At 76.4% G+C, this 13873-nt stretch carries 13 protein-coding genes; 7 read left to right on the top strand and 6 right to left on the bottom strand.

The window, feature by feature from the left end:
• Together ACRYM6_RS22340 and ACRYM6_RS22345 are read right to left on the bottom strand one after the other, a co-directional pair.
• Positions 1–1410: GGDEF domain-containing protein (locus tag ACRYM6_RS22340; protein WP_432545088.1), on the bottom strand; the 1410-nt coding region annotated here is incomplete at its 3' end.
• A 73-nt stretch (positions 1411–1483) separates the two neighbouring features.
• Entirely contained in the window at positions 1484–2332 is an 849-nt protein-coding gene (locus tag ACRYM6_RS22345) for an acyl-CoA thioesterase (RefSeq protein ID WP_432545089.1), read from the bottom strand.
• Between the two features lie 52 nt (positions 2333–2384).
• Here ACRYM6_RS22345 and ACRYM6_RS22350 point away from each other — a divergent pair, with 52 nt between their 5' ends.
• Together ACRYM6_RS22350 and ACRYM6_RS22355 are read left to right on the top strand one after the other, a co-directional pair.
• On the top strand, positions 2385–3350 hold the full coding sequence (locus tag ACRYM6_RS22350; RefSeq protein ID WP_432545090.1) for a zinc-binding dehydrogenase: 966 nt from the start codon (positions 2385–2387) through the stop codon (positions 3348–3350).
• Between the two features lie 179 nt (positions 3351–3529).
• Positions 3530–5047: a helix-turn-helix domain-containing protein gene (locus ACRYM6_RS22355; RefSeq protein WP_432545091.1), complete on the top strand. Its 1518-nt coding sequence runs from the start codon at positions 3530–3532 to the stop codon at positions 5045–5047.
• 40 nt (positions 5048–5087) lie between these two features.
• Here the strand turns inward: ACRYM6_RS22355 and ACRYM6_RS22360 are convergent, their stop codons facing one another.
• On the bottom strand, positions 5088–5699 hold the full coding sequence (locus ACRYM6_RS22360; protein ID WP_432545092.1) for a malonic semialdehyde reductase: 612 nt from the start codon (positions 5697–5699) through the stop codon (positions 5088–5090).
• A 90-nt stretch (positions 5700–5789) separates the two neighbouring features.
• On the opposite strand from ACRYM6_RS22360, the gene ACRYM6_RS22365 reads away from it, so the two are divergent.
• The gene (locus ACRYM6_RS22365) at positions 5790–6182 is read left to right on the top strand and encodes a winged helix-turn-helix transcriptional regulator (RefSeq protein WP_432545093.1); all 393 of its coding nucleotides are present in this window, start codon (positions 5790–5792) and stop codon (positions 6180–6182) included.
• Here the strand turns inward: ACRYM6_RS22365 and ACRYM6_RS22370 are convergent.
• The 3 genes from ACRYM6_RS22370 to ACRYM6_RS22380 are packed head-to-tail and all read right to left on the bottom strand — an operon-like array spanning position 6163 to position 9063.
• Positions 6163–6612 carry a globin gene (locus tag ACRYM6_RS22370; protein WP_432545094.1) on the bottom strand — a complete coding sequence of 150 codons (450 nt, stop codon included), beginning with the start codon at positions 6610–6612 and terminating at the stop codon, positions 6163–6165. The two genes, ACRYM6_RS22365 and ACRYM6_RS22370, sit on opposite strands and share 20 nt — an antisense overlap.
• Positions 6609–8174, bottom strand: a complete 1566-nt coding sequence (locus tag ACRYM6_RS22375; protein WP_432545095.1) for an SDR family oxidoreductase — start codon at positions 8172–8174, stop codon at positions 6609–6611. The genes ACRYM6_RS22370 and ACRYM6_RS22375 overlap by 4 nt, the downstream gene beginning before the upstream one ends.
• 43 nt (positions 8175–8217) lie before the next feature.
• The gene (locus ACRYM6_RS22380; RefSeq protein WP_432545096.1) at positions 8218–9063 is read right to left on the bottom strand and encodes an alpha/beta fold hydrolase; all 846 of its coding nucleotides are present in this window, start codon (positions 9061–9063) and stop codon (positions 8218–8220) included.
• Between the two features lie 110 nt (positions 9064–9173).
• Here ACRYM6_RS22380 and ACRYM6_RS22385 point away from each other — a divergent pair, with 110 nt between their 5' ends.
• The 4 genes from ACRYM6_RS22385 (at position 9174) to ACRYM6_RS22400 (ending at position 13757) form a co-directional block, all read left to right on the top strand.
• On the top strand, positions 9174–9545 hold the full coding sequence (locus ACRYM6_RS22385; protein WP_432545097.1) for a hypothetical protein: 372 nt from the start codon (positions 9174–9176) through the stop codon (positions 9543–9545).
• Positions 9546–9672: 127 nt separating this feature from the next.
• Entirely contained in the window at positions 9673–10632 is a 960-nt protein-coding gene (locus tag ACRYM6_RS22390) for a universal stress protein (RefSeq protein ID WP_432545098.1), read from the top strand.
• Positions 10633–10687: 55 nt separating this feature from the next.
• The gene (locus ACRYM6_RS22395) at positions 10688–11311 is read left to right on the top strand and encodes a response regulator (protein ID WP_432545099.1); all 624 of its coding nucleotides are present in this window, start codon (positions 10688–10690) and stop codon (positions 11309–11311) included.
• 73 nt (positions 11312–11384) lie between these two features.
• Positions 11385–13757: a phosphoketolase family protein gene (locus ACRYM6_RS22400; protein ID WP_432545100.1), complete on the top strand. Its 2373-nt coding sequence runs from the start codon at positions 11385–11387 to the stop codon at positions 13755–13757.
• Positions 13758–13873: the final 116 nt, after the last annotated feature.

The following is a 13873-nucleotide window of genomic DNA, read 5'->3' on the forward strand; positions in this document are numbered from 1 at the left end:
CCGTCTCCGCGACCCGCCCCCCCAGGCCGCCGGCCGCGCCCTCGCCACCCCCCCCCCCCCCCGCCCCCCCCCCACCGCCCCCCCCCCCCCCCCCCCCCCCCCCACCCCCCCCCCCCCCCCCCCCCCCGAGGCCAGGTCGTGGCCCAGCAGCAGCAGCACGAACTCCTCACCGCCCCAGCGGCCCAGCATCGCCGCCCGGCCCGCCCCGGTCCCGGCGTGCACGGCGTCCAGGCCGCCCCGCCACGACGCGGCCGACTGCACGAGCAGCCGGTCCCCGGCCTGGTGGCCGAAGGTGTCGTTGAACGACTTGAAGCGGTCCAGGTCCAGCACCGCCACGCACAGCGGCGTCCCCTCGGCGCGGGCGCGGGTCTGCATCCGCTCCAGCTCCGCGTCGCTCGTGCGCCGGTTCGGCAGCCCCGTCAGCGCGTCGGTGCGGGCCATGTCCGCCAGCCGGCCCGCCTGCTGCTCCAGGTGGCGCAGCAGCCCGGACATGCGCATCACCACGAGCAGGAACAGCACCACCGAGGACAGCGCGACGGCCCAGGCCTCCAGCCGCAGCCCGAGGGCCAGCTGCAGCATGAGGGTGCCGGGGGCGACCAGGCTGGCCAGCGTCAGCGCCGCCAGGCGGCGCCGGGTGAAGCGGGTGTCGCCCTCACCGGTGCCGTCGGTGTCGGTGAACTGGCGCATCGAGGGGTGCAGCGCGGCCGCCCCGAACGCGACGTAGCCCAGCAGCCACAGCGCCGTGGTGAGCCCGGGGGTGTACCCGGTCGTCATGATGGAGTACTGGTAGAAGCAGTCGGCGACCAGCAGCAGCGCGTTGGCGACCATCAGCCAGCGGAACGCCGCCGTGCGCGCCCCCCGGGTCGTCAGCAGCCGGACCAGCATGGCCAGCAGCAGCACGTCGCCCACCGGGTAGGCCGTCGCGAGGACGCGGGCCGCCGCGGACGTGCCCGCCGACTCCAGCCCCGGGCGCATGAGCAGCACCCACGCCACGAGGGCGAAGCCGACCGTGAAGATCAGCGAGTCGATGACGCCCTCGCGGTCGCCCTGCCCCCGCCGGGCGCGCACGAAGCACCAGAACCCGGCCGCGATGAGCCCGTAGCTGGTCAGGTACAGCGCGTCGGCGGGGGAGGGGAAGGGCGAGATGTCCAGCACCCAGGTGTAGACCGTCCACAGGACGTCCGCGCACGCCCACACGGCGATGCCCGCCGTCGTCAGCCACCAGCCGGCCGCCGCGCGCGGGCGGTGCCGGCGGATGCCGACGGCCATGAGCGCCACGCAGCCGAAGCCGATCGCCGAGTAGAGCACGTCGCGGCCCAGCCCGACCGGCAGCAGGACGCAGACGACGGACAGGACGCCGCCCACGGCCAGGTGCAGGCGGAGCAGCGTGTCGGGGCGGGAACGGGTCACGGTGCTGGATCGACAGCCCCGGCCCCGCCGGTGAGGGGTGGACACCCGTTCGGCGGACGGGCCGGTGCCAGGGTCAGGGCAGCCGGAGCATGCCCTCCTGCGCCACGGTCGCCACCAGCCGGCGCTGCCGGTCGTACATGCGCCCCGTCGACAGCCCCCGCGCCCCCGAGGCGCTGGGGCTCTCGGTGACGTACAGGACCCACTCGTCGGCGCGCGCCGGGCGGTGCCACCACATCGCGTGGTCCAGGCTCGCCACGCTCATCCCCGGGGTCGCCCACGCCAGCCCGTGCCGGCGCAGCACCGGCTCCAGGACGCTCAGGTCGCTGGCGTAGGCCAGGGCGCCGCGGTGCAGCAGGTCCGGCCCGGGCAGCGGGGCGTCGAGGCGGAACCACACCGACTGCCGCGCCCGCCGCTGCGGGTCGGCGCCGGTGTACAGCGCGGGCTCGACGTGGCGCACGTCGACGTGGCGGCCGCGGCCGATGCGGGCGGCCATCGGGTGGTCGAGGGCGTCGAGCAGGTCGTAGTCGCTGGGCAGGTCCTCCGGGTCGGGGACCTCGGGGGCCGGCTCGTGGTGCTCCAGGCCCTCGGCGGCGGTCTGGAAGGAGGCGATCCCGGACAGGATCGGGACCCCGGCCTGGGTGGCCTGCACGCGCCGGGCCGAGAAGGAGCGCCCGTCGCGCAGCCGCTCCACGGTGAAGGCCACCGGGACGTCGGGGTCCCCCGGGCGCAGGAAGTAGGCGTGCAGGGAGTGCAGGTCGCGGTCGCCGGGCACGGTGCGCCCGGCGGCGACCGCGACCTGGCCGAGGACCTGGCCGCCGAACAGCCGGGGCCGCCAGTGCGGCAGGTTCGGGCCCCCGAACACGTCCACGGCGTCCTGCGCGGGTCGCACGTCGAGCACGGTCAGCAGGGGGGAGTCGCTCACCCGGGCACGCTACCGCCGGGCCGCGCGAGCGCCGGCGCAGTACGGTCGGCGCGTGCTCGCCGCCCGCGCCGTCACCACGTCCGCCGACGACCCGCTGTCCGCGCTGGAGGTCGCCGACGCCCCCGCCGCCGAACCGCCGGCGGGCTGGGTGCGGGTCACCGTCGAGGCCGCCGCGCTGAACCGGCACGACCTGTGGAGCCTGCGCGGGGTCGGGCTGCCCGCCGACCGGCTGCCCATGGTGCTGGGCTGCGACGCCGCGGGCACGACCGACGACGGCCGCGAGGTCGTCGTGCACGCCGTCGTGTCCGACGACGACTTCCGCGGCGACGAGACGCTCGACCCGTCCCGCTCGCTGCTGTCCGAGCGGTACCCGGGGACCCTCGCCGAGCACGTGTGGGTGCCGCGCCGCAACGTGCTGCCCCGGCCCGCGGGCTGGAGCGCGCAGCGGGCGGCGTCGCTGGGGACGGCGTGGCTGACGGCCTACCGGATGCTGTTCACCCAGGCCCGGGCCGTGCCCGGCCAGACCGTCCTGGTCCAGGGCGCCGCCGGCGGGGTGTCGAACGCCCTCGTGGTCCTGGGGTCGGCGGCGGGGCTGCGGGTGTGGGTGGCCGGCCGCTCGCCCGAGCGGCTGGCCCGGGCCCGCGCGTGGGGGGCAGCGGCGACGTTCGGCAGCGGGGAGCGGCTGCCCGCGCGCGTCGACGCCGTGTTCGAGACCGTCGGGGAGGCCACCTGGAAGCACTCGGTGCAGTCGCTGAAGCCCGGCGGCTGCGTCGTCGTGGCCGGGGCGACGACCGGCGCCGACCCGTCCGCGATGCTGCAGAACGTGTTCTTCCGGCAGCTGCGGGTCCTGGGCTCGACCATGGGCACGCGCGAGGAGTTCGAGCGGCTGCTGCGGTTCTGCGACACCGCGGGCCTGGAACCGGAGGTCGACTCCGTGCACGCGCTGGCCGACGCGCGGGACGCGTTCGCGCGGCTGGAGTCCGGCGAGGCCGTCGGCAAGGTGCTCGTGCGCCCCTGAGGGGCCCGGCCCCGAGGCGCCCGGCCGGGGGTCGGGAGGGCGATCGCCGCCACGTCCTCCCGGCGAGCCCGGTGCCCGAGGGACGTGGCGGCGATGGTTTCGAGCATGGTCCTCCCGCGGGGCCCGCACAACGGATCACAGGGGTGAAGATCGGAGGATCTTCACGTACGGTGAAGCGCATGGCTCCGCTGCGCGTCGCTGCGCTCGAACCGCTGACCGATCCGGCGCTCGCCGCGCCCGCGCCGGAGACCGGGCTGGACGCCCTCACCGTCGGCCGGCGCATCCGGCACCACCGCCAGGCCCGCGGCTGGACCCTGGCCCGCCTCGGCGAGGAGGTCGGCGCGGCGCAGAGCCAGCTGTCCCAGGTGGAGAACGGCAAGCGCGAACCCCGGCTCTCGCTGATCACCGCCGTCGCCCGGGCCCTGGGCGTCCCGCCGTCGGACCTGCTCGACCCCGCGCCGCCGCCGAGCCGGCGCGCCGCGCTGGAGATCGAGCTCGACCACGCCCAGCGCTCCACCCTGGCCCGCTCGCTCGGGCTCACCGAGGTCCGCTCGAGCCGGAAGCTGCCGACCGACGCCCTGGAGGCGCTCGTCGAGCTGCACCGCGAGCTGGCCCGGCGGCACGACGCCTCGAACGCGACGCCCGAGGAGGCCCGCCGGGCCAACACCGAGATCCGGCTGCTCATGCGGGCCTCGGACAACCACCTGCCCGAGATCGAGGAGGTCGCCGAGGACCTCGTGCGCTCGGCCGGGTACACCGTCGGGGCCCTGACCCACCGGCAGGTCGCGCGGATGGCCGCCGACCTGGGGTTCACCCTCATCCACGTCGACGACCTGCCGCACTCCACGCGCACGGTCACCGACCTCGCCAACGGCCGCATCTACCTGCCGCCGGCCTCCATCCCCGGCGGGCACGGGCTGCGGTCGATGGCGCTGCAGGCCATCGCGCACCGCGTCCTGGGGCACGAGCGGCCCGCCAGCTACACCCAGTTCCTGCGGCAGCGGCTGGAGATCAACTACTTCGCGGCGTGCTGCCTGCTGCCGCGCAGCGCGGCCGTGGAGTTCCTGTCGGCGGCCAAGGCCGACAAGGACCTCGCCGTCGAGGACTTCCGCGACGCGTTCGGCGTGACCCACGAGGCCGCCGCGCACCGGCTCACGAACCTGCTGACCTCGCACCTGGGCATCCCGGTGCACTTCCTGCGCGTGGGCGACGACGGGGCGCTGTACCGCGGGTACGAGAACGACGGCGTCCCGTTCCCGGAGGACTCCTCGGGGGCGATCGAGGGGCAGCCGGTGTGCCGGAAGTGGACGGCCCGCACGGTGTTCGACGTCCGCAACCGCACCACCGAGAACTACCAGTACACCGACACCCCGGCCGGCACGTTCTGGTGCTCCAGCCAGACCGGCACGAGCGACGACGGGGGTTTCTCCATCACCGTCGGCGTCCCGTACGCGCACGCGAAGTGGTTCCGCGGCCGCGACACCCGGGTCCGGACCGTCAGCACCTGCCCGGAGGCGGCCTGCTGCCGCCGCCCGCCGCGCAGCATGGTCGAGCGGTGGGCGGACGCGGCCTGGCCCAGCGCCCGCCTGCACGCCCAGACCCTCGCCCCGCTGCCCTCGGGCCGGTTCCCGGGCGTCGACGACCTGGAGGTGTACTCGTTCCTGTCCTCGCACGCCCCCCGGCAGCCCGACGCCTGAGGTGCCGGGCGGGCCGGGCGGGCCGGGCGGGGGTGGCGGCTCAGGCGAAGCGCACGACGTCCTCGTGCGGCAGCCGGGGCAGCCGCGGGCGGAAGGCGTCGGGGCCGGGGTGGCCGATGTTCACGACGAGGCTGGAGCGCCAGCTGGTGCCGGCGAAGAACTCGGCGTCCACGCCCGCCTTGTCGAAGCCGGCCATGGGCCCGGCGGCCAGGCCGAGCGCGCGCACGGCGAGGATGAAGTACCCGGCCTGCAGGGCGCCGCTGTAGGAGCCCATCTCGCCGCGGGCGGCGGGGTTCTCCTCCAGCCACCCCTGGCGGGGGACCATGAAGGGCGCGACGGTGGGGATGGCGTCGTGGAAGCGGTCGTCGACGGCGAGGACCGCGATGGCCGGGGCGCTCGCGGCGCGGTCGCGGTTGGTGTCGGCCAGCAGCGGGACGAGCCGGGCCCTGGCCTCGGGGGTGCGGACGAACAGGACGCGCAGCGGCTGCAGGTTCGCGCCGGTGGGGGCCCAGCGGGCCAGTTCCCAGATCTGGGTGAGCTGCTCGTCGGTGACGGGGGTGTCGGCGAACGTGTTGGCCGTGTGCGCGCCGGTGAACAGGGCGGCGCGGGCGGCCTCGTCGAGGTGCCGGGGGTCCTGGGTGAGCGTGGTCATCTGCGGTGCTCCTCGTGCTCGTCGTGACGGTGTTGCTTCGAAAAAAAGAGTAGCACCGGAGTTTGAAGAGTCAAGGAGTAAGGTGGGGGCATGATGGACCGGCAGGTGCCCGAGCGGGCGGCGCACGACCCGCGCGCGTGCGACGGCGCGCTCGCCCGCGCCTTCGGGTTCCTCGGCAAGCGGTGGAACGGCATCCTGCTCGCCACCCTGACCCACGGCCCCGCCGGGTTCTCCGACCTGCGGCGCACCGTCGCCGGCATCAGCGACTCCGTGCTGTCCGACCGGCTGGCCGAGCTGTGCCGGGCCGGGCTGGTCTCGCGCACCGTCCGCCCCGGTCCGCCCGTGGCGGTCGTCTACGAGCTCACCGCCTCCGGCACCGCCCTGGCCCCCGCGCTGGAGGAGCTGACGCGCTGGGCCCGGCAGAACCTGCCCCCCGAGCGCTGCGCGGACCCGGAGGGGGGAGTCAGTCCTCGAACGTGTTGAGCATGCTGTGCGCGGCCCGCTCCAGGTAGTCCCACAGCAGCCCCTCCTGCGCCGGCGGCAGGCCCAGGGAGTCCACGGCCACCCGCATGTGGCCCAGCCAGCGGTCCCGCGCGTCCGGGTTGACCTTGAACGGCGCGTGCCGCATCCGCAGCCGCGGGTGCCCGCGCTCGGCCGAGTACGTCGTCGGCCCGCCCCAGTACTGCTCCAGGAACATCAGCATCCGGCGCTCGGCCGGGCCCAGGTCGGCCTCGGGGTACATCGGCCGCAGCACCTCGTCGGCCGCGACCCCCTCGTAGAACCGCGCGACGAGGGCGACGAAGGTCTCGTGCCCGCCGACCTCGTCGTAGAACGACCGCGTCGCCCCGTCCGGGCCCGCGGGGGAGCGGCCGAGGAGGTTCTGCGGGCGGACGGACGGCAGGTCGGGGCTCACCCCACCAGTGTCGCCCCCGCGCGCCCGTCCACCGCGCCGGGGGCGTGCCCGGCCGGGCTCGCCGGCCCCTCCCCGCGGGCGGCCGCCTCGGCCGCCGACTTGACGTTCTCCTGCATCCCGCCGAACACCACCCCGTGGAACGGGCTGATCGCCGCCCAGTACGCCTGACCCGCCAGCCCCTTGGGGTGGAACAGGGCGCGCTGGTGGAACAGCGTGCGGCCCACCGCGTCCTGCTCGACCGTCAGGTCCAGCCAGGCCAGGCCCGGCAGCTTCATCTCGGCGCGCAACCGCAGCAGCCGGCCCGGCTGGCGCTCCTCGACCCGCCACCAGTCCACGGCGTCGCCGACCATCAGGTGCCGCGGGTCGCGCCGGCCGCGGCGCAGGCCCGGCCCTCCGGAGAACCGGTCCATGACCCCCCGCACCGCCCACGCCATCGGCCAGGAGTACCAGCCCTGCTCCCCGCCGATGCCCTCCAGCACCCGCCACAGCACCTCCGGGGGGGCGTCCACCACGGTCGTGCGGTCGTCGACGTACAGGTTGCCGCCGGCCCAGTCCGGGTCGCTGGGCAGCGGGTCGCTCGGGGCGCCGGGCACCGACGCCGAGCTCCACCGCGTCGCGACGTTCGCCTCCTGGATGCGCTGCAGCGCCAGCTGCACGGCCCGCCGGAACGGGGTCAGGCCCCCGGGCGGGTCCGGGACGTACCGCGCGACGTCGTGCTCCTTGCAGACGACCTCGTGGACCAGGCTCTCCACCAGCGGCCGCGCGATCGACCCCGGCACCGGGGTGATCGTCCCCACCCAATGGCTGGACAGCTTGGGGGACATGACCTTCACGGGCAGGACGTGACGCTTGGGCAGTCCGGCGACCTCGGCGTACCCGCGCATCATGTCCAGGTACGTCATGACGTCCGGGCCGCCGATGTCGAAGGTGCGGTTCACCTCCGGCGGCATCGAGGCCGACCCCACCAGGTAGCGCAGCACGTCGCGCACGGCGATGGGCTGGATCCGGTTGCTGACCCAGGCCGGGCACACCATCACCGGCAGCCGCTCGGTGAGGTACCGCATCATCTCGAAGCTCGCCGAGCCCGACCCGATGATGACCGCGGCCTGCAGCACCGTCGCGGGCACGGGGGCGTCCAGCAGGATCTCGCCCACCTCCCGGCGCGACTCCAGGTGCGTCGAGAGGTCCTCGCCGTCGGGGTGCAGACCCCCCAGGTACACGATGCGCCGCACGTCCTCCTCGGCCGCGGCCCGCGCGAACGTCCGCGCCGTGCGGCGGTCCCGGGCCGGGAACGCGCCCCCGGCGCTCATCGCGTGGATCAGGTAGTAGGCGACGTCGACGCCGGACAGCGCCGCGCGCACCTGCTCCACGTCGGAGGCGTCGGCCTGCACGACCTCGACGTCCCCGATCCACGGCCGGTCGCGCAGGGCCTCCGGGCGCCGGGCCAGGGCCCGCACCCGGAACCCCGCCTCCAGCAGCTCCGGGACCAGCCGGCCGCCGATGTACCCGGTGACCCCCGTCACCAGCGCCAGCCGACCGTCCCCCGCACCGATGTCGCTCATGGGCCCCAGTCTCGGAGCGGGCGTGCGCGGGCGCGACCCGGCCTCAGCGCAGCAGCGGGGCGAGGAAGCCGGTGACCAGCGCGTCGGCCCGCGCCGCGTGCGCGGTCTGCGGCGCCGCCTCCAGACCCGGTTCGTCGGCCAGCGCGTGCCCCATCCCGGCGATCTCCTCGTACCGGGTGTCCGGCAGCGCGGCCCGCTGCGCCGCGATCCGCTCCAGGAAGAACGGCGCGTCCTGGTCCCCGGCCACCACGAGCCGGGGGATCGCGGCGATCTCGGCGGCGCGCGCGACGAAGTCGCACTGCGCGAGGACCGCCTCGTTCTCCGGGGACTCGACCAGCTCCACGCCCAGGACCTCGGCGATGGCCGGCAGCGTCACGCGCAGCTCCAGCAGCGGGCTCAGCAGCGCCAGACCGCACGGGGCGACCGTCCCGGAGACCGCGACGAGCTGCGCCACCAGCGCCCCCATCGACCCGCCCACCAGCGCCACCGGCCCGGCGCCCAGGCCCAGCTCCTCCCGCAGCGCGGCCCACGCCGCGGGGAACTCGGCCAGGGCGTCGAGCGCGATCCGGCCGTGGACCAGCCCGGTCATGTCCCGGGCGGCGAGGGCGAGGACCTCCTCCATCCCGCCGGCGGGCATCCGGGCCCCCGACATGGGCAGGCCCACGTGCACGCGCCACGCGTCCAGCCCGGACAGCGGCAGCGCCGCCGCGAACGCCTCCGGGGTCCGCGGCGCGTCGAGCAGGTGCCAGGCCACGACGACCGGCGCGTCCGGGCGGGCGGTGGCCGGCGGCAGGGCCACGTAGGGGACCCCGGCGGCGGTCCCCGTGCGCGGGGTCGGGGGCGTCGTGGGGGGCGTCGTGGGGGGCGTCGTCGGGGGCGTCGTGGGCATCGCGTCTCCTGAGGGGTCGGGGCGGGCAGGACCTTCGCCCCTGTCCTACCGCGCGCCCCCGACGCACCCTCGCGGGGCACGGGACCAGGACGCGCGGGGAGGTGGTCGAGGTGGGCCGACGGCTCGTCGGACGGGGGCCGGTCACGGTGGAGGTCCTCGCGGACCCGTTGCGCTCGCAGCTGGTGCTGCGCGACGACGCCGGGGTCGTGGAGCTGCTGCCGATCCGGCCCGATGTCCTGCCCCGGGTGCGGCAGGGGCTGCACGAGGACACCAGCGGCGGGGCCTGCCTGGTGGAGCTGCGCGACGACGACGGCACCGTCCGCGAGCGGTGGGGGACCTTCGCCGGTCCCGGCGGGGCCGCCGCCGTCGGGCTGACGCTGCTGGCCGCCGACCGGCACGCCGACCACGCCGTCGTGCTCGACGCCGCCGGCCGCGAGCGCAGCGAGCTGCGCGCCCACCCCCGCGCGCCCCGGTGGCGGTGAGCGGGACCACCACCGCCCGGCGCGGTCCCGGGACCGAGGTCCCTGCCCGGTGGCGGCCCCGGAGGAGCAGCCTGCTGCCACCAGGGGACCGCGCCCGCGGTCCCCGGCCCGAGGTGGGGAGGCAGTCGTGACGGACTCCGGGCGCGGCGCGGTCGTCGTCGGCGTGGACCGGCTGGAGGAGGCGCGCGCGGCCCTCACCTGGGCCGCCGGGGAGGCCGCGCGCCGCGACGTCGCGGTGCGCGTGGTGCACGCCGCGGCGCACTCGGCCGAGCTCCTGGACGCCGGGTACCCCTCCGCCGTGCTCGAGGAGGCCGACGCCGCGGCCCGCGCCGGGCTGGAGGCGGCCGCGGAGGTCGCCCGCGGGGCCGGCGCCCCGCACGTCGAGGTGCGCCTGGTGCACGACCAGCCCCGCCGGGCGCTGCTGGCGCAGGCCGCCGACGCCGCGCTGGTCGTCACCGGCGCCCGCCGCCGCCGCGGCCTGCGCACCCTCGGCGCCCTGGAGCTGGGGTCCACCAGCCTGTTCCTCGCCTCCCACGCCGACGTCCCGACCGCCGTGGTGCGGACCCCGCCGGGGGCCGAGGGGGCCGGCGGCGGCGTGGTCGTGGGCCACGACGGGTCCGCGCAGGCCGACGCCGCCCTGCGCTGGGCGGCCCGGTACGCCGACGCGGCCGGGGTCGGGCTGACCGTCGTCGCGGTCTGGCACCCGCCGTTCGCCGCCGCCGCCCCCTACGGGCTCGACGCCCAGGACTGGGTGCGGACCCTGCGCGTGGTCGAGGACGCCGCCGCCGAGCAGCTCGAGGCGGCCGTGGCGGCGGCCCGCGCGCAGCAGCCGGGCCTGCCGGTGGCGCACCGGCTGGTCCGCGACGAGTCGGCCGCCGAGGCGCTGCTGGCCGCCGCCGACGGGGCGCGGCTGCTGGTGACCGGCACCCGCGGCCGCGGCGCGTTCGCCGCCGCCCTGCTGGGCTCGGTCAGCCACGCCGTCCTGCACCGCGCCGGCGGCCCCGTCGTGGTCGTCCCCGCGGCCGCGGGCCGGGACCTTGGTCCCGAACCCGGGGAGCCGGCGGCGGGGACCGGACCGCGGGGCTGACAATCGCGGGGAGCGGCCGTCGCCGGGACGACCGCGCGGGCGAGGGGACGAGTCGATGGTCCGGGTGTTCCTGCTGGACGACCACGCCGTGGTCCGCGCCGGGTTGCGGGCCGTCCTGGAGTCCGACCCCGAGATCGAGGTCGTCGGCGAGGCCGGCACCGTCGCCGAGGCCGTCGAGGGCATCACGCTGACCCGCCCCGACGTCGCCGTCCTCGACGGCCGGCTGCCCGACGGTTCCGGCGTCGAGGTGTGCCGGCAGGCCCGGCGCCTCTCGCCCGGCACCCGCAGCATCCTGCTCACCTCCTACGACGACGACGAGGCCTTCCTGTCGGCCGTGGTCGCCGGCGCCGCCGGGTACCTGCTCAAGGAGATCGGCACCGGCGACCTCGTGGGGTCGGTGCGCGCGGTCCACGCCGGCGGGTCGCTGCTGGACCCGCAGGCCGTCGAGGCCGTCCGCCGGCGGCTGGAGGACCCGCTGGCGGCCGACCCGCGGCTGGCCGAGCTGACCCCGCAGGAACGACGGGTCCTGCGGCTGCTGGGCCAGGGCTGCACGAACCGGCAGATCGGCCGGGAACTGCACCTGGCCGAGAAGACCGTGAAGAACTACGTCTCGAACCTCCTGGCGAAGCTCGGGCTGAGCTCGCGCACCCAGGCCGCCATCTACGTCGCCCACGTCTGAGGGCCCCGCCCGGGAACCGTCCCGGGGCCTTGTGCCCTGGCGCGTCGCGGCCCGGTGCGCGAGCGTGGGGGCCGTGGACCTCCTCGAGACCCTTCCCGAGACCCTCACCGACGAAGAACTCCGCACGGTCGACGCCTGGTGGCGCGCCGCGAACTACCTCACCATCGGGCAGATCTACCTGCAGGACGACGCCCTGCTGCAGCGCCCGCTGACCCCCGCCGACGTCAAACCCCGCCTCCTGGGCCACTGGGGCACCAGCACCGGCCTGTCGTTCGTCTACGCGCACGTCTCCCGGCTGATCCGGCACACCGGCCAGCGGACGGTGTACCTCGCCGGGCCCGGGCACGGCGGCCCGGCGCTGGTGGCCGCCTCCTGGCTGGAGGGCACCTACACGGACTGCTTCCCGGCCGTGACCCAGGACGCCGCCGGGGTGCACCGGCTGTTCCGGCAGTTCTCCTCCCCGGGCGGGATCCCCTCGCACGCCTCGGTGACCACCCCCGGCTCGATCCACGAGGGCGGTGAGCTCGGGTACGTCCTCGTCCACGCCTTCGGGGCCGTCATGGACAACCCCGACCTGCTCGCCGTCGCCGTCGTCGGGGACGGGGAGGCCGAGACCGCGCCCCTGGAGGGGGCCTGGAAGGGCATCTCGTTCCTCAACCCCGCCCGCGACGGGGCGGTGCTGCCCGTCCTGGCCCTCAACGGGCACAAGATCTCCGGCCCCACCGTGCTGGCCCGCAAGGACCCCGCCCAGGTCCGCTCGCTGCTCGCCGGGCACGGCTACCACGTGCTGGAGGTGACCGGCGCGGACCTGCCGGGCATGCACCACCGGTTCGCCGCCGCCCTCGCCGAGGCGCACCGGCGCATCCGCGCCATCCAGGACGCCGCGCGCACCGGCACCCCGCCGGACGGGCTGCCCGCCTGGCCGGTGATCGTGCTGCGCTCGCCGAAGGGGTGGACCGGCCCCGGCGTCGTCGACGGCGTGCAGGTGGAGGGCACCTGGCGCGCGCACCAGGTGCCGCTGTCGGGGGTGAAGGAGAACCCCGAGCACCTGCGGGTGCTCGAGGAGTGGATGCGGTCCTACCGCCCCGACGAGCTGTTCGACGCCGCCGGCCGGCCCACCGACGTGGTGCGGGCCAACGACCCCGCCGGGGACCTGCGGCTGTCGGCGACCCCGCACGCCAACGGCGGCACCCTCACCCGCGACCTCGACCTGCCCCCCGTCGCCGACCACGTCCTCGCCGTCGAGCAGCCGGGCACCACCCGCGCGGAGTCCACCCGCCGGCTCGGGGAGTACCTGCGCGAGGTCTACCGCCGCAACCCCGAGACGTTCCGGCTGTTCTGCCCCGACGAGACGAACAGCAACCGCCTCGGCGCGGTGTTCGAGGTCAGCGACCGCACCTGGGTGGAGGCCACCGAACCCGGCGACGAGGCCCTCTCGCGCGAGGGCCGCGTCGTCGAGGTCCTGTCCGAGCACAACTGCCACGGCTGGCTGGAGGGGTACACCCTCACCGGCCGGCACGGCCTGTTCGCCACCTACGAGGCGTTCGCGATGGTCAGCGCGTCCCAGACGGTCCAGCACGGCAAGTGGCTGGAGGAGGCCGAGCACCTGCCCTGGCGCGCGCCCGTCCCCAGCCTGAACGTGCTGCTGACCTCCACGGCGTGGCGCAACGACCACAACGGCTTCAGCCACCAGGGGCCCGGCCTCATCCAGACCGCGCTCACCCAGCGCGCCGCGGTGTCGCGGGTCTACCTGCCGCCGGACGCGAACTGCCTGCTCGAGGTCGCCGACCACTGCTTCCGGACCCGGTCGAAGATCAACCTCATCGTCATCGACAAGCAGCCGCAGCTGCAGTACCTCGACCCCGCGGCCGCCGCCGAGCACGTCCGGCGCGGGGCCGGGGTGTGGGACTGGGCCGGCACCGACGACGGCGGGTCCGACCCCGACGTCGTCCTGGGCTGCGCCGGGGACGTCGTGACGATGGAGACCGTGGCCGCGGCACGGATCCTGCGCGAGCGGCTGCCGAAGCTGCGGACCCGGGTGGTGAACGTCGTCGACCTCATGCGGCTGCACCGCCCCGGCGACCACCCCCACGGCGCCGACGAGCTGACGTTCCGCGAGCTGTTCACCGACCACGTCGACGTCGTGTTCGCCTTCCACGGCTTCCCCGGCGCGATCCACCAGCTCGTGCACGGCCGCCCCGACGCCGACCGGTTCCACGTCCGCGGGTTCATCGAGGAGGGGACGACCACCACCCCCTTCGACATGACCGTGCGGAACCGGGTCTCGCGCTACCACCTCGTCATCGACGCGCTGAACAACGCGGCCCGGCTGCCCAGCGGGGCCGCGGACCTGAAGGCCTGGTGCGAGGCGCAGCTGCGGCGCCACCACGAGTACGTCGTGGAACACCTCCAGGACATGCCCGAGGTCCGCGACTGGACCCTGTGACCGGTGCCCGGACCCGGGGGGGGGGGGGGGGGCCCCGGGGGGCGGGGGGGGGGGGGGCGGCGGGCGCCCGGGCCCCGCGCCCCACCTCGGCGGCGAATCACCCACCCGCCCCCCCC

Source organism: Kineococcus rugosus, assembly GCF_050871975.1.
Classification (GTDB): domain Bacteria; phylum Actinomycetota; class Actinomycetes; order Actinomycetales; family Kineococcaceae; genus Kineococcus.

What these genes read in the sequence shown, in the direction of transcription:
- ACRYM6_RS22355 (WP_432545091.1), top strand. Translation starts at nt 3,530, where the DNA reads ATGGCTCCGCTGCGCGTCGCTGCGCTCGAACCGCTGACCGATCCGGCG.
- ACRYM6_RS22360 (WP_432545092.1), bottom strand. Translation starts at nt 5,699, where the DNA reads ATGACCACGCTCACCCAGGACCCCCGGCACCTCGACGAGGCCGCCCGC.
- ACRYM6_RS22365 (WP_432545093.1), top strand. Translation starts at nt 5,790, where the DNA reads ATGATGGACCGGCAGGTGCCCGAGCGGGCGGCGCACGACCCGCGCGCG.
- ACRYM6_RS22375 (WP_432545095.1), bottom strand. Translation starts at nt 8,174, where the DNA reads ATGAGCGACATCGGTGCGGGGGACGGTCGGCTGGCGCTGGTGACGGGG.
- ACRYM6_RS22380 (WP_432545096.1), bottom strand. Translation starts at nt 9,063, where the DNA reads ATGCCCACGACGCCCCCGACGACGCCCCCCACGACGCCCCCCACGACG.
- ACRYM6_RS22395 (WP_432545099.1), top strand. Translation starts at nt 10,688, where the DNA reads ATGGTCCGGGTGTTCCTGCTGGACGACCACGCCGTGGTCCGCGCCGGG.